At 67.3% G+C, this 15,265-nt stretch carries 15 protein-coding genes; 12 read left to right on the top strand and 3 right to left on the bottom strand.

The genetic code is table 11. The features are described from left to right. Window positions 1–58 precede the first annotated feature (58 nt). On the bottom strand, window positions 59–682 hold the full coding sequence (locus GY40_RS07760; protein WP_038360627.1) for an HdeD family acid-resistance protein: 624 nt from the start codon (window positions 680–682) through the stop codon (window positions 59–61). Window positions 683–883: 201 nt separating this feature from the next. Further along, window positions 884–1,849, bottom strand: coding sequence for a transaldolase (gene tal / locus GY40_RS07755; RefSeq protein ID WP_038360624.1), 966 nt, complete (start codon window positions 1,847–1,849; stop codon window positions 884–886). Window positions 1,850–2,056: 207 nt separating this feature from the next. Between tal and GY40_RS07750 the strand changes: the two genes are divergently transcribed. From GY40_RS07750 to GY40_RS07740, 3 genes are all read left to right on the top strand, one after another. Then, window positions 2,057–3,046 (top strand): ABC transporter substrate-binding protein, encoded by a 990-nt coding sequence (locus tag GY40_RS07750; RefSeq protein ID WP_038360621.1) that lies wholly within the window; start codon window positions 2,057–2,059, stop codon window positions 3,044–3,046. Between the two features lie 31 nt (window positions 3,047–3,077). Beyond that, on the top strand, window positions 3,078–4,826 hold the full coding sequence (locus tag GY40_RS07745; protein WP_081925254.1) for an ABC transporter permease: 1,749 nt from the start codon (window positions 3,078–3,080) through the stop codon (window positions 4,824–4,826). Between the two features lie 84 nt (window positions 4,827–4,910). Beyond that, window positions 4,911–6,221 carry a GGDEF domain-containing response regulator gene (locus GY40_RS07740; RefSeq protein WP_051987655.1) on the top strand — a complete coding sequence of 437 codons (1,311 nt, stop codon included), beginning with the start codon at window positions 4,911–4,913 and terminating at the stop codon, window positions 6,219–6,221. 21 nt (window positions 6,222–6,242) lie between these two features. Here the strand turns inward: GY40_RS07740 and GY40_RS07735 are convergent, their stop codons facing one another. After that, window positions 6,243–7,172 (bottom strand): LysR family transcriptional regulator, encoded by a 930-nt coding sequence (locus GY40_RS07735; RefSeq protein ID WP_038360618.1) that lies wholly within the window; start codon window positions 7,170–7,172, stop codon window positions 6,243–6,245. Window positions 7,173–7,295: 123 nt separating this feature from the next. Between GY40_RS07735 and GY40_RS07730 the strand changes: the two genes are divergently transcribed. The 9 genes from GY40_RS07730 (at window position 7,296) to GY40_RS07690 (ending at window position 15,243) form a co-directional block, all read left to right on the top strand. Next, window positions 7,296–8,792, top strand: a complete 1,497-nt coding sequence (locus tag GY40_RS07730; protein ID WP_038360614.1) for a CoA-acylating methylmalonate-semialdehyde dehydrogenase — start codon at window positions 7,296–7,298, stop codon at window positions 8,790–8,792. 222 nt (window positions 8,793–9,014) lie between these two features. Next, window positions 9,015–10,169, top strand: a complete 1,155-nt coding sequence (locus tag GY40_RS07725; protein WP_038360611.1) for an isobutyryl-CoA dehydrogenase — start codon at window positions 9,015–9,017, stop codon at window positions 10,167–10,169. A gap of 15 nt (window positions 10,170–10,184) precedes the next feature. Continuing rightward, on the top strand, window positions 10,185–10,481 hold the full coding sequence (locus tag GY40_RS07720; RefSeq protein WP_038360608.1) for a hypothetical protein: 297 nt from the start codon (window positions 10,185–10,187) through the stop codon (window positions 10,479–10,481). Between the two features lie 3 nt (window positions 10,482–10,484). Next, the gene (mmsB, locus tag GY40_RS07715) at window positions 10,485–11,372 is read left to right on the top strand and encodes a 3-hydroxyisobutyrate dehydrogenase (protein WP_038360605.1); all 888 of its coding nucleotides are present in this window, start codon (window positions 10,485–10,487) and stop codon (window positions 11,370–11,372) included. Window positions 11,373–11,415: 43 nt separating this feature from the next. After that, window positions 11,416–12,372, top strand: a complete 957-nt coding sequence (nudC, locus tag GY40_RS07710) for an NAD(+) diphosphatase (protein WP_038360602.1) — start codon at window positions 11,416–11,418, stop codon at window positions 12,370–12,372. 51 nt (window positions 12,373–12,423) lie between these two features. After that, window positions 12,424–13,602: an amidase gene (locus GY40_RS07705; RefSeq protein WP_038360599.1), complete on the top strand. Its 1,179-nt coding sequence runs from the start codon at window positions 12,424–12,426 to the stop codon at window positions 13,600–13,602. Beyond that, window positions 13,599–14,000 carry an oxalurate catabolism protein HpxZ gene (hpxZ, locus tag GY40_RS07700; protein ID WP_038360596.1) on the top strand — a complete coding sequence of 134 codons (402 nt, stop codon included), beginning with the start codon at window positions 13,599–13,601 and terminating at the stop codon, window positions 13,998–14,000. Before GY40_RS07705 ends, hpxZ begins: the two co-directional genes overlap by 4 nt. Window positions 14,001–14,075: 75 nt before the next feature. After that, complete coding sequence (locus GY40_RS07695; RefSeq protein WP_197062711.1) at window positions 14,076–14,822, top strand: dienelactone hydrolase family protein; 747 nt, start codon at window positions 14,076–14,078, stop codon at window positions 14,820–14,822. Window positions 14,823–14,937: 115 nt separating this feature from the next. Beyond that, on the top strand, window positions 14,938–15,243 hold the full coding sequence (locus GY40_RS07690; protein WP_038360593.1) for a DUF6295 family protein: 306 nt from the start codon (window positions 14,938–14,940) through the stop codon (window positions 15,241–15,243). The last annotated feature ends 22 nt before the right edge of the window (window positions 15,244–15,265 follow it).

The following is a 15,265-nucleotide window of genomic DNA, read 5'->3' as shown; positions in this document are numbered from 1 at the left end:
GCGAAGCGCGCCGCAACACGCAAAGGTGAAGCGGCGCCGCAATTCGCGAACCGGCCTCTCAACCGCGTTTGGTGATGACCCCGTCGAAGGTGGAGCGGATGGCGCGGGCAAGCGCGATCGCAGCCCAGCCCTGGAAGATCAGCTCGATGGCGAGGAAGGTGCCGAGCACCCAGAGGCTCGAGGCCGGCCATTGCATCAGGATCATGCCGCCGAGGATCAAGGACAGCAGCCCCGAGAGCGCAACCCAGGTCCAATAGGGCAATTCCCGGTTCTGGAAAGCGACGATGAGGCGCAGCACGCCCGTGGCGACCAGGGCCGCGCCGGCCAGCAGGGTCAGCGACGCCGTCGCGAGCAGCGGATTGACGAAGGTCATCACGCCGACGGCGACGTAGAGCACGCCGATCAGGATATGCAGCAGGCGGCTCTTCCAGCCCTGATGGCGGAAGGCATCGACCAGCACGATGATGCCGCCGACGAAGACCATCGCCCCGAACCAGATCGCGCTGGCGACGCTGAGCAGCGCGACCGCGCCGAGCCCGAGCACGCCGAGGACGATCAGGGCGATGCCGGCCGCCATCAGCCAGCGCCAGTTGCGCCTCAGCGGAATGAGATGCGTGCCGAGCGATGGCGGGCGATGCGGGGAGGTTTCGGACGGCGTGCTGATTTCAGAGGGATTGCTCATGGCGACCGGCTCCGTTTGCGGCAGGCGCCGAAGACCGGAACCGCCTGTCAGACGAAAGCCATGAGAAACCCGACGGGCCGGCGCGTCAATCGCAGCCGGCTCCATCCTCCAAAGATCGCGCCCGCCGGAGAGGGCGAGAACCGCCCCGGCCAGGCGCCGCAGCGCTCATCGAGCGCGCGGAGTCACCGGGCTGCACATGTCTCAGCCGAGCTTTTCGGCAACGAGCTTGCGCAGGCTGCGCAGGTCCTTGACGAAGCCGCGGATGCCCTCCGCCAGCTTCTCCGTCGCCATCGCATCTTCGTTCATGGCGAAACGGAAGGCCTTCTCGTCGAGGACGATGCGCTTCGCCATCTCCGAGGAAGTCTGCGGCGAGGCGGCAGGCGACAACCGGCGCGGCAGATCGCCGGTCGCGGCGGCGAGCTCGTCGAGCAGGCTAGGCCCGATGGTCAGCCGGTCGCAGCCGGCCAGCGCCTCGATCTCGCCGGTGTTGCGGAAGGAGGCGCCCATCACCACCGTCTTGATGCCGAAGGTCTTGTAATAGGCATAGATGCTCTTCACCGAGACGACGCCGGGGTCGGTCTCGGCCGTGTAGGGGCCGCCGCCGGCCTTGACGTGCCAGTCGAGGATGCGCCCGACGAAGGGCGAGATCAGGAAGGCGTTCGCATAGGCGGCCGCGACCGCCTGCGGCAAGGCGAAGAGCAGCGTCAGGTTGCAATCGATGCCCTCGCCCTGCAGCACCTTGGCGGCCTGCAGGCCCTCCCAGGTCGAGGCGATCTTGATCAGGATGCGCTCGCGCGCGACGCCGCGCTCCTTGTAGGCGGCGATGATGGCGCGTGCCTTGTCGATCGTGGCCTTGCCGTCGAAGGAGAGATCGGCATCGACCTCGGTCGAGACGCGGCCGGGCACGATCTTCGTGAGTTCCGTGCCGAAGCTGACGGCGAGACGGTCGCAGACGGCCTGGACCGCCTTCTCTCCACCGCCCTGCTTCTTGCCCCAGGCGATCGCCTCTTCGACGAGATGGGCATAGGCCGGCGTCTCCGCCGCCTTGAACAGCAGCGTCGGATTGGTGGTGCAGTCGACGGGCTTGAGCCGGCGCACCGCTTCGATATCGCCGGTGTCGGCGACGACGGTGGTCATCTCGCGGAGCTGGTCGAGCTTGGAAGCCATGATCTGTTCCCGGTGTCCTGATCCTTGGGCGGTCACCCGCAATGTGGCGCCTCTGCCCTGCCATTGCGAGCCCGCCATGGCAATCCGACCATGCGCGCGGGTGACACGCAACCACCGGCCATTTACGACACGGTCTTCACGGAACTGTCACGCGCAGGGTCTACCGGCAGCGCCATCCCGCGGTTGCGGCCAGAGATGGAGAGTTACATGCAGCGCAAGGCATTGAGCGCGTTCACCATTGCCGCCGGCCTGATCGTCTCGGCGCTGGGCGCGCAGGCGCAGGGCGTGGAAGGCAAGCTGGTGCTCTATACGAGCCAGCCGAACACCGACGCTCAGCAGACCGTCGATGCCTTCAAGGCGAAGTACCCGAAGGTCGACATCTCCTTCGTCCGCGACGGCACGCCGCGCGTCCTGGCGAAGCTCAGGGCCGAGTTCGAGGCAGGCAGCCCGCAGGCCGACGTGCTGCTGATCGCCGATTCCGTGACCATGGAAGGGCTGAAGAAGGAGGGCCGGCTTGAGGCTTACGACAAGGCAGACGTCTCGGCCTATCCGGCGGGGATCCACGACCCCGCCAAGTTCTGGTTCGCGACCAAGCTGATCACCACCGGCATCGTCTACAACACCAAGGCCACGATGAAGCCGACGAGCTGGCTCGACCTGACCAAGCCGGAGGCGAAGAACCAGATCGCCATGCCGAGCCCGCTGAATTCGGGCGCTGCGCTGATCCACACGATCACGCTGACCGGCAATCTCAAGGATGGCTGGAAATACTACGAGGCGCTGAAGGAGAACGGCACGCTGGCTGCCGGCGCCAATGGCGACATCCTGCGCCAGGTCGCCACGGGCGAGAAGCTCTACGGCATGATCGTCGACTTCATGCCGATCCGCGAGAAGGCCAAGGGCGCGCCGGTCGAGTTCGTCTTCCCGAGCGAGGGCGTCTCCTCGGTCAGCGAACCGGTCGCCATTCTCAAGGGCACCAAGAACGAGGCGGCCGCCCGTGCCTTCATCGACTTCGCCCTGTCGAAAGAGGGGCAGCAAGTCGCACTGAAGCAGGGTTATGTCCCGGCGCGTCCTGATGTCGCGCTGCCGGCCGGCTACCCGGCCCGCGACGCCATCAAGCTGATGCCCTTCGACGCCGGCAAGGCGCTGGCCGAGTCGGACGCCGCCCGCAAGCGCTTCGGCGCCATCTTCGAGTGAGCGTGGTTTCGCCTCACGGACATACGGCGCGATGACGCTGGTCCTGCGCCCATCACGCAAGCGGGAGCCCGTTCCGGCGCTCCCGCTTCCGCCTTTGCGCCTGCCTGCCGAGCTCGGCCTGCCGGCGCTCATTATCCTGATTGCGCTGCTGCTCGGCGGCCTGCCCTTCCTGCGGCTCGTGCTGGCGGCCTTCGCGCCGGGCTGGCAGTTCGCGCCGGAGACCGCCTTCGCCGCGATGACGGGCCGCTCGGCCATCACGGCCACGCTGCATACGCTCGACACCTCCTTCTTCTCGGCGCTGGGCGCGCTCGCGATCGGCACCGTCGTCGCACTGGCGCTCGGCGTCACCGATGTCCGCGGCAAGCGCCCGCTGGCCTTCGCCTTCGTCTTCTCGATGATGATCGCGCCGCAGGTGGCCGCGCTCGCCTTCCTCAGCCTGCTCGCGCCGAACTCGCAGGTGCTGATGCTGCTCGGATTGGCGCCGGCGCCGGGCACGGCGAACCCGCTGCTCGGACGCGGCGGCATCATCCTGGTCATGGCGCTGCATCATGCGCCGCTGGTCGCGATCACCCTCTGGACCGGCTTGCGCAGCATTCCGCATTCGCTGGTCGAAGCGGCGCAGATGGAAGGCGCGGGCCCGGCGACCATCACCGCGCGAATCATCGTGCCGGTGCTGCGGCCGCAATTCATCGCGGCCGGGCTGATCGCCTTCGTCGCCGGCGTCGGCAATTTCGGCATCCCCGCTTTGCTCGGCCTGCCGGTGAACTATCTCACCTTGCCGACACTGATCTATCGCCGGTTGTCGAGCTTCGGCCCGGAAAGCCTGCCGGAGACGGCGGCGCTCGCCCTGCTCGTCGGCGCCGTCGCGGCGCTCGGCATCCTCGCCGGCATGGCGGTCGCGCGCCGCCAGGGCGGCAAGGTCGAGATCGAAAGGCCGCTCGAACCCTTCTGGCTGCTCGGGCCGGCACGCCCCTTCGTCGCGGCAGGCCTGTGGCTGCTGCTCCTCGTCAAGCTCGGCCTGCCCTTCTTCGCCCTGCTGAGCGAGGCATTGACGCCCGCGCTCGGCGTGCCGCTCTCCTGGCAGACGCTGACCTTCGACAAATTCGCCGAGGTGCTGTTCCGCCAGGCCGTAACCATCCGCGCCTTCTGGAATTCCTTCTGGTTCGCTGCGGTCGCCGCGGTCCTGCTGTCGCTCACCTCGATCGCCTTCGCCTACGGGCTCGAGCGGCGGATCGGCAGGCTCCGGCGGCCGGTGGAGCTCATCGTCGAATTGCCCTATGCGCTGCCGGGCGTGGTGCTCGCCATCGCCTGCATCCTGATCTTCCTGAGGCCGCTGCCGCTGATCGGCGTCAGCATCTACGGCACGCCCTTCATCATCCTCTTCGCCTATCTCGCGCGCTTCCTGCCGCTGGCGCTGAAGGCCCCGCTTGCGGCGATGGCGCAGATCGAGGCGCATCATGAAGAGGCGGCCAAGCTCGATGGCGCCGGGCTCTGGCAGATGCTGCGCTTCATCGTCGCGCCGATCCTGGCGCCGGCCGCTGCCGTCTCCGCCCTGATGGTCTTCCTCGTCGCCTTCAACGAGCTCACCGTCTCGGCGCTGCTCTGGTCGTCAGGCACCGAGACGCTCGGCGTCGTGCTGTTCAGCCTGAAGGAAGCGGGGCTCGCGGGCGAGTCTGCCGCGATCGCGATCAGCACCTCCGCCGTGATCCTCGCCGCCATGCTGCTCCTCGACCTCCTCGGCCGGCATCTGCCGCGCAACGTGCTGCCCTGGAGAATCTGAAGCGCGACATCAACGTCACGACCGACCTGAGACCGCGGGCGGAACGTCACGGAAAATTAAGCCTGACAGCGCCGTAGATGGAGCATGAATGCTCCATCTACGGCGGCTCTTGCCGATGATAAACCCGGGAAAGACGAGCGCGGCATCCTCGTCATCGAAGATTCGCGGACATTCGCGATCGCCTTGCGTCAGTTCCTCGAGGCGGAGACCGGGCTGCCCGTCACGACCTGCGCCTCGCTCAAGGACCTCAGCGAGCTGATCGTCGCGGCACCCGGCGCCTATGCGATCGCGGTGGTCGACCTCAACCTGCCGGACGCGCCGCGCGGCGAAGCGCTCGACTGGACCGTCGCCCACGGCATCCCGACCGTCGTCTTCACCGCGACCTTCGATCTCGCCACGCGCGGACGGATCATGGAGCGGGAGGTCATCGACTACGTTCTGAAGGACAACGAGTTCGCCCTTCCGAACCTTGTTGGCACGGTGAAGCGCGCGCTCGACAACCGCAACACGCGCATCCTCGTCGTGGACGACACCCGCACCACCCGCAAGGTGCTCGCCCGCATGCTGTCGATCCAGCAATATGTCGTGGTCGAGGCCGGCTCGGGCGCGGAAGCGCTCGCCCTGCTCGACGCCCATCCTGACCTGGAGCTCGTCGTCAGCGACTATTACATGCCGGACATGGACGGCTTCGAGCTGGCTCGCAAAATCCGGCGGAGCCATCCCAATGTCCGCCTCATCGGGATCTCCTCCTCGACCGACCGGAAGACCTCCGCCGGCTTCCTCAAGGCCGGGGCGCATGACTTCGTCGCGCGCCCCTTCGTCCTGGAAGAGCTGCAATGCCGCATCGCCTCGAATGTCGAGACGCTGACGCAGCTCAAGCGGCTGCAGGAGCTGGCCGCACGGGACTATCTCACCAACCTGTTCAACCGGCGCCATTTCTTCGAGCAGGGGCCGGCCCTGGTCGAGACGGCCCGGCAGGCCGGGCTGCCGGCCTCGATCGCGCTGCTCGACATCGACCATTTCAAGCAGCTGAATGACCGCCACGGCCATGACGGCGGCGACAGGGTGCTCGATGCGGTTGCGCGGAATCTCAGCCGTCTGGCCGAGGGCGGCACCAATCTGCTGGCGCGCGTCGGCGGTGAGGAATTCGCGATCCTGTTCCGGGGCGCGGATCTCGCGGAAGCCCTGCGGCTCTCGGAAACGATCCGCGAGGAGATCGCCCGCGAAGCGCTGCTGCTGGGAGGCGAGACCTTGGCGCTCACCGTCTCGATCGGCGTCACCGAGATCGGCGCCTCCGAGCGTCTCGATGCCAGCCTCGGCCGGGCCGACCAGGCGCTCTATACGGCCAAGCAGGCCGGCCGGAACCGGGTCTGCGCCGCCGCTCAAAGAAGCTAGGGCAGGCTCGCGCGCAGCCGGCTACTCTGCCGCCGCGCGGGCCTCCTGTCTCGGCTCGCCCATCAGAAGCGCGCGCGACGCCTTGGCTTCGCGCACGACGAAGTCGACGATGGCGCGGACACGGGCGACGTCCTTGAGATCGGCATGGACGAGCAGCCAGAAGGAGCGGGTGATCTGCACCGTCTCGGGCAGCACCGGCACGAGCCGCGGGTCGTTCTCCGCCATGAAATGATGGATGACGCCGATGCCGGCGCCCGCCACGACCGCATTCATCTGGGCGATGACGCTCGAGCTCTGGACATGGGCGCGCAGGCCCTTGGCGACCTCGTCGAGATAGTCGAGCTCGGGCGAGAAGATCAGGTCGTCGATATAGCCGATGATACGGTGCTCGAAGAGGTCGTCCGGCTTCGTCACCGAAGGCATATCCTTGAGATAGCCCGGCGCAGCGTAGAGGCCGAGGCGATAATCGGCGAGCTTGCGCGCCACCACCTTGCCCTCCTTCGGCGGGGCGAGCGTGATCGCGACATCGGCCTCGCGCTTCGAGAGCGAGAGCAGGCGCGGCATGGCGATGAGCTGGATCTCCAGCCCCGGATAGGATTTCGCGAAGGCCGCGAGGCGCGGCGCCAGGAAGGCGGTGCCGAAGCCGTCCGGCGCGCCGATCCTGACCGTGCCGGACAAGGCCATGTCGGCGCCGCCGATATCGCTCTGGATGGCGAGCGCCTCGGTCTCCATCGTCTCCGCCTTGGCGAGCAGCCGCTCGCCATGCGCCGTCAGCGTGTAGCCCTGCGGACGACGCTCGAAGAGCTTCGCCTTCAGCGCCTCCTCCAGCGAGGTGATGCGGCGCGAGACGGTGGCATGGTCGGCGCCGAGCCGGCGCGCGGCGGCGGTCAGCCGGCCGGAGCGGGCCACCGCCAGAAAGAAGCGGAGATCGTCCCAGTCGAAGCGCTCCAAGCCTCCCTCCTCATATTTGTGTTTTTGCACGACAGGCGTTCCACGCTCGCTATAGCCGTGCGCAAACGAGAATGGTAGTGAGTTGTCACGATCACCACACCACCAATTCGTAGGGAGGGCGCCATGCGTCAGGTCGGACATTTCATCGGCGGCAAGCAGGTCGCCGGCACCTCGGGACGCAGCGCCGACATCTTCCAGCCGATGGATGGCAGCGTGATCGGCAAGGTCGCGCTCGCCTCCGCGGCCGAACTCGACGCGGCCGTCAGGAACGCGGCCGAAGCGCAGCCGAAATGGGCCGCGACCAATCCGCAGCGCCGCGCCCGCGTGCTGATGAAGTTCCTCGACCTGATCGCCCAGAACAACGAGGAGCTGGCCGAGCTGCTCGCCCGCGAGCATGGCAAGACCATTCCCGACGCCAAGGGCGACATCCAGCGCGGCGTCGAGGTCGTGGAATTCTCGCTCGGCGCGCCCAACCTGATGAAGGGCGAGTTCACCGACGGTGCCGGCCCCGGCATCGACATCTATTCGCTGCGCCAGCCGCTCGGCGTGGTCGCCGGCATCACCCCGTTCAACTTTCCGGCGATGATCCCGCTCTGGAAGCTCGGCCCCGCGATCGCCTGCGGCAACGCCTTCATCCTGAAGCCCTCGGAGCGCGATCCCGGCGTGCCGATGCGCCTCGCCGAACTCTTCATCGAGGCCGGCGGCCCTCCCGGCATCCTCAACGTCGTCAATGGCGACAAGGAAGCGGTCGACGCCATCCTCGACCATCCCGAGATCAAGGCCGTCGGCTTCGTCGGCTCGACCCCGATCGCGGAGTACATCTACGCCCGGGGCTGCGCGAACGGTAAGCGCGTGCAGTGCTTCGGCGGCGCCAAGAACCACATGGTCATCATGCCCGACGCCGATATGGACCAGGCCGTCGACGCGCTGATCGGCGCCGGCTACGGCTCGGCCGGCGAGCGCTGCATGGCGATCTCGGTCGCGGTGCCCGTCGGCAAGGCCACGGCCGACGAGCTGGTCAAGCGCCTGATCCCGCGCGTCGAGAGCCTCAAGGTCGGCCCCTCGACCGATGTCACCGCCGATTACGGCCCGGTCGTCACCAAGGCGGCGATGGAGAAGATCAAGAACTACGTCGATATCGGCGTCGAGGAAGGCGCCAAGCTCGTCGTCGATGGCCGCGGCTTCAAGATGCAGGGCTACGAGAACGGCTTCTATGTCGGCGGCTGCCTGTTCGACAACGTCACCAAGGACATGCGCATCTACAAGGAAGAGATCTTCGGGCCGGTGCTCGCGGTCGTCCGCGCCGACAGCTATGACGAGGCGCTGAAGCTTACCAACGACCACGAATACGGCAACGGCACCGCGATCTTCACCCGCGACGGCGACGCCGCGCGCGACTTCGCCTCGAAGGTGCAGGTCGGCATGATCGGCATCAACGTGCCGATCCCGGTGCCGCTGGCCTATTACACCTTCGGCGGCTGGAAGCGCTCGGCCTTCGGCGACCTCAACCAGCACGGCCCGGATTCGATCCGCTTCTACACCAAGACCAAGACGGTGACGGCGCGCTGGCCGAGCGGCATCAAGGACGGTGCGAGCTTCGTCATTCCGACGATGAACTGAGGCAGCGCCGACGGAGGGGGCCATGGAGCGAACGCTGCGGACCCTCGCAACGTCGCTTCCGGCCTCCGCTGGCGCGGCTCGACCTGCCATGAATGCTGCCGGCGCATCGCGATCTGCCGGCCGCCCTTCCCCATCCCGATCCGACGCGAACAGGCCCGGCCTTTCGTCGCGATTGCGCGCGCCTGCGCCGCGGGACTATCTCACTGATCAGGAGGGCCAACCATGAACGCCTTCGCTCTCACCGAAGACCAGATCGCCATCCGCGAGATGGCGCAGGAATTCGCCGCCGAGACACTCGCCCCCCACGCCATGCGCTGGGACGAGGAGAAGCACTTCCCGGTCGAGGAGATGCGCGCCGCCGCCGCGCTCGGCATGGGCGGCATCTATATCCAGGACGATGTCGGCGGCTCAGGCCTGACCCGGCTCGATGCGGCGCTGATCTTCGAGGCGCTCTCGACCGGCTGCCCGACGGTCGCGGCCTATATCTCGATCCACAACATGTGCGCCTGGATGATCGACCGCTACGGCTCCGACGAGCAGCGCCGGCGCCTCCTGCCGAAGCTCTGCACGATGGAGCATCTGGCGAGCTATTGCCTGACCGAGCCCGGCGCCGGCTCCGACGCCGCCGCGCTGAAGACCAGAGCGGTGCTGGACGGTGACCATTACGTCCTCGACGGACAGAAGCAGTTCATCTCCGGCGCCGGGGTCTCCGACATCTATGTCGTGATGGCGCGCACCGGCGAGGCCGGCCCCGGCGGCATCTCGACCATCGTCGTCGAGAAGGACACGCCCGGCCTCTCCTTCGGCGCCAATGAGAAGAAGATGGGCTGGAACGCCCAGCCGACACGGGCGGTGATCTTCGAGAATTGCCGCGTGCCGGTGGCGAACCGGCTCGGCCCGGAAGGCATCGGCTTCAAGATCGCCATGGCCGGCCTCGATGGCGGGCGGCTCAATATCGGCGCCTGCTCGATCGGCGGCGCGCAAGGAGCGCTCGACAAGGCCATCGCCTATGCCAAGGAGCGCAAGGCCTTCGGCTCGGCCATCGCCGATTTCCAGGCGCTGCAATTCAAGCTCGCCGACATGGCGACGGAGCTTGAGGCAGCGCGCACCCTGCTCTGGCGTGCCGCCGCGGCGCTCGATGCCAAGACGCCGGATGCGACGAAGCTCTGCGCCATGGCCAAGCGCATCGCCACCGACACCGGCTTCGAGGTCGCCAATGACGCGCTGCAGATCCATGGCGGCTACGGTTATCTGGCCGATTACGGCATCGAGAAGATCGTCCGCGACCTGCGCGTCCACCAGATCCTCGAAGGCACCAACGAGGTGATGCGGATGATCGTCGCGCGCGGGCTGGTGGGACGCGCGAAGGGGAATTGACGCCGGAGAAACGACGTGAGTTTCTTTCGACAATTTATCGTTTACTTGATCGGCACCACCCTTCTGGGTGCCCTCACGGCGTTTTTGGCAAAATTCTTTTCCATCGAAAAATCAACGATCTCGATTGGCATGATCGGAGTAGGAATCGGGTGGGGCGCTTGCTGGTTCTGGAACGCCTGGCGAGAACAACCGCAAGGCATAGCGAAGCGCGATTCCACGATCGACCGCAAAGCGCCTCTAGAAGAAACTAGCGACAAAATCCGCCGTTTCGACTCCAAATCGCAGAGTGTCGTCTTAAAAGATGAGGTTTAAGCCATGACCAGCATCGCCTTCATCGGCCTCGGCAATATGGGCGGCCCGATGGCCGGGAACCTCGTCAAGGCGGGCCATAGCGTCAAGGCCTTCGATCTCGTCGAGGCATCGCGCCATGCCGCCGCCGAGCTCGGCGTCGGTATCGCAGCCTCCGCCAAGGAGGCCGTCGCGGATGCCGAGATCGTCGTCACCATGCTGCCGGCCGGCAAGCATGTGCTCTCGGTCTGGGCGGACATCCTGCCGGCGGTTAAGCCCGGTACGCTGCTGATCGATTCCTCGACCATCGACGTCGACAGCGCCCGCAAGGCGCATGCGCTGGCGGCCGAGCGCGGCTGCCTCTCGCTCGACGCTCCCGTCTCGGGCGGCACGGGCGGCGCCAAGGGCGCGACGCTGACCTTCATGGTCGGCGGCACGGCGGAAGCGTTCGACAAGGGCGAGCCCATCCTCGCCAAGATGGGCCGCAAGATCGTGCATTGCGGCGGCGCCGGAAACGGGCAGGCCGCGAAGATCTGCAACAACATGATCCTCGGCATCTCGATGATCGGCGTCTCCGAGGCCTTCGTACTGGCCGAGAAGCTCGGGCTTTCGCATCAGGCGCTGTTCGACGTCGCCTCGACCTCGTCCGGCCAGTGCTGGTCGCTCACGACCTATTGTCCGGTGCCGGGGCCGGTGCCGACCTCGCCCGCCAACAACGACTACAAGCCCGGCTTCGCCTCGGCGCTGATGCTGAAAGACCTGAAATTGTCGCAGGAAGCGGCACAGGCGGTGGGCGCTTCGACCCCGCTCGGCGCGGCGGCGGCGCAGCTCTTCGGCCTGCACAATGCCTGGGGCGAAGGCGGCACGGATTTCTCCGGGATCATCCATCTTTTGCGCGGTCGCGGAGAGGCGTGAGAGACGCTTGCGCGGCAGGGTGTCGCGGGTCTAGGACGGACCCATGAACGACACGCCCCTCCGCCGCGAACGCTCCTCTCTCACCGGCTTCGCGGTCAACCGGCTCGACCGGCGCGAGGATTTGCGGAACAAGCCGGATGCGGTGACCGCGCTGCGCCACCGTTCGGACACGCTGATCGCCGCCGTGGCGGGCGAGACGCCGATCCTCAACCGAATCGAGGGCGAGACGCTCTCGGTCTGGTTCAGCCATGGCGAGACCGAAATGCTCGGCCCGGCGCAGGAGGAGATCTTCCTCGGCATGGCCGAGGACGGCTCGCCGCGCTTCGGGCGGCTGCTCGACCGGGCCCTGGCCGAGACCCTGAAGGAGCGCCCCGAGCTCGTCGTGACGGATCTGCGCTCGGTCGCGTTGAAGCGGCTCGTTCCCGAGGACGAGGTCGGGCCGCTCGGCGAGGCCAAGGCCGTGCTCGACTGGCATGCGCGCCACCGCTTCTGCGCGCAGTGCGGCGGGCCAACCAAGGCGGCGGCGTCCGGCTGGCGGCGCGAATGCAGCGTCTGCGGGGCGATGCATTTCCCGCGCACCGACCCAGTCGTGATCATGCTGGTGACGCGTGGCGACAAATGCCTGCTGGCACGTCAGGCGCGCTTCGCGCCGGGCATGTATTCCTGCATCGCGGGCTTCGTCGAGCCGGGCGAAACGATGGAAGACGCGGTGCGCCGCGAGAGCTGGGAGGAAGCGGGACTAAGGGTCGGCCCGGTCCGCTACCTCGCCTCGCAGCCCTGGCCCTTCCCGTCCTCGATCATGCTCGGCTGCATCGCCGAGGCGTTGGGCGACGAGATCACCCTCGACATGACCGAGCTCGAGGAGGGGCGCTGGTTCCCGCGCGAGGAGGTGCTGCAGATGCTGAACGGCACCCATCCGGACGGCCTCGCCTGCCCGCAGCATATCGCCATCGCCAACACGCTGCTCCGGGCCTGGGCCCTGGAGGGCGAGCGGGTCTAGGGTCTCCGCATCCTAGCGTCGCGACGAACGAACAGCCTTTTCGGAGCCTTGATGTCGACGGACCCCGTCAACGCCTTCGTACCGGGCCCGCGAGCCCGGATTCCCGGCAAGCCGGGCCTGCCGCTTTCGGGCCTGACCTTCGCGGCCAAGGATCTGTTCGATGTCGCGGGGATACCGACCGGCGGCGGCAATCACGACTGGGCCCGGGCCAACCCCGTGCCCGAACGCCATGCCTGGGCCGTGCAGAGGCTGCTCGACGCCGGCGCCGAACTGGTCGGCAAGACGATCACGGACGAGGTGTCGCTCGGCATCCTCGGCGAGAGCGCCTTCGACGGGACACCGCTCAACAGCGCCGCACCCGAGCGCGTGCCGGGCGGCTCCTCCTCCGGCTCGGCCGCCGCCGTCGCCGCCGGCCTGTGCGATACCGCTCTCGGAACCGATACGGGCGGCTCGATGCGCGTGCCGGCGAGCTTCTGCGGCCTCTACGGCATCCGGCCGACTCATGGCCGGCTCGACCTGACCGGGCTGATGCCGCAGGCGCCGAGCTCCGACACAGCCGGATGGTTCGCACGCGACGCGGCGACCTTCGCGCGCGTCGGCACGGTGATGCTGGGCGAGGAACCAGGTCGTTTGCCGACGAAACTCCTCATCGCCGCGGACGCCTTCGGCTTCGCCGACCCGGAGGTCGCCGCCGCCTTGCAGCCCATGGTCGAGCGGCTGGCGCGGATCGTCGGTTCGCCGCCGCGTGAAGAGATCATGGCGCCGCAGGGGCTCTCGGTCTGGGCGCGGGCCCAGCGCAGCTTGCAACCGGCCGAAGCCTGGCAGACCTTCAAGCCCTGGATCGAGCAGCACAATCCGCGCATGGCCTTCAGCGTCGCCGCCGGACTGATCGCCGGCTCGCAGATTCCGGCGAGCGAGCGCAACTGGGCCGCTCTGATGCGCGAGGAGGCGCGGGCGCGGCTGCGTTATCTCCTGCCGGTCGGAACGATCCTCTGCCTGCCGACGACGCCGTTCCCGGCGCCGTTGCGCGGCCTGTCCCTGCCGGAGCTTCAACCGCTGCGCGACCGCATCACCTGCCTCTGCGCACAGGGCGGCCTGGCGGGCCATCCGCAGGTCAGCCTGCCCGGTGCCACCGTCGACGGGGCGCCTGTCGGCCTGTCCATCATCGGCGGGCGCGGCAGCGATGCCAGCCTGATCGCCGTCGCCAAAGCCATGGAGAATGCGGCGTGACCGACCTGACCCCGAACCTGCCCGACGTGGTCGCCGAGATCAGCGCGCTCTTCGAGGCCTATGAACAGGCGCTGATCGATAAGAACGTGGACGTTCTCGACGCGACCTTCTGGGACAGCCCGCACACCATCCGCTACGCTCTCGGCGAGAACGGCTATGGCTTTTCCGAGATCCACGCGCACCGCGTCGCCCGCCCGCCGGGACCGGGCATCAAGGAGAAGCGGATCAGGCTGGAAATCCTGACGCTCGGCCGCGACCTCGCCACCGTGAACCTGGAGTTCAAGGTCCGGGGCCGCGACGTCATCGGGCGCCAGAGCCAGAGCTGGGTGCGCTTTCCCGATCTGGGCTGGAAGGTCGTCTCCGCCCATGTCTCGACGATGGAGCCGCGCCCCTGGTGAGACGCATGGCGGCGTCATGAAGATGGCTCGAAGACCGCGTTTCCTGTGCCGATCGGAACTGCTGGAGGATCACCGATGTCATTCTACCGGGGCATGACCTGCACGAACGTCACCATCGACGGAGACAAGGGCGATCCGATCACCGCCTATGTCGCGAAGCCCGAGGGGCCGGGACCCTTTCCGGCCGTGGTGCTGATCCATCATCTGCCGGGCTGGAGCGAGATCTATATCGAGACGACGCGGCGCTTCGCGCATCACGGCTACATCGCGATCTGCGCGAATCTCTATGAGCGGGCCGGCGCCGGCAATCCCGACGATGTCGCGGCCAGGGTGCGCGCCGAGGGCGGCGTTCCCGACGCGCAGGTCGTCGGCGACACCGAGGGCGCGGTGAAATGGGTGCGGGCGCTCAAGGAGCACAACGGCAAGGTCGGTCTCTTCGGCTCCTGCTCGGGCGGCCGGCACGCCTTCCTCTATGCCTGCCAGAAGCACGACGTCGACGCCTGCGCCGAGCTCTGGGGCGGGCGTGTCGTGATGGCGCCGGAGGATCTCAACGCCAAGACGCCGGTCTCCCCGATCACGCTGACCGAGGGCCTGTCCTGTCCCCTCATCGGCATCTTCGGCAATGAGGACCGCGCGCCGAGCCCGGAGCAGGTGAACCAGCACGAGGCGGAGCTGAAGAAGCACGGCAAGGCTTACGAGTTCCACCGCTATGACGGCGCCGGCCACGGCTTCTTCTACTGGAATCGCCCGATCTACCGGCCCGAGCAGGCGATGGACGCCTGGGGCAAGATCTTCGCGTTCTTCGGAAAGCATCTGTCGTAAGATATTCCCGCGTTTTCGGAGAAACGCGGGAATATCTTACCTTTTTGTTTTTCGCATTTTCTTCACGCGAACCGGTATCCACTTCGCTCGAAAATGCTCCTATCGGAGGCCCATCATGTGCACGTCGATTGTCGAGATCGTCCCGGTCGAGGGCATGGCCAAGCGCGGCGATGACTGGTTTTCGCTGACCCAGGCCGTCGTCGCCTATGACCATGCCCGCCACGCGCCGCTGGCGGATGTCGTCACGCTGGATTTCATCAACGCTTCGCTCGATGTCGGCGCGCGGGCCGGCGTCGAATTGACGCTCGAGACCGCGAAGGCGCTGCATGCGGCGCTGGGGCGGGCGATCGCAGAGGCGGAATTCGAGGAGGCAGAGGTGCGCGGCAAGGGCGCGCCGGCGAGTTCGGTCAGGGCGGCCTGAGGCGGTTGTTTCCGCCTGGTTT

Origin of the sequence: Allobosea sp. UNC402CLCol, assembly GCF_000745475.1 — a bacterium.
Lineage (GTDB): Bacteria > Pseudomonadota > Alphaproteobacteria > Rhizobiales > Beijerinckiaceae > Allobosea > Allobosea spartocytisi.
This window is presented reverse-complemented; position numbering and strand designations above follow the sequence as displayed.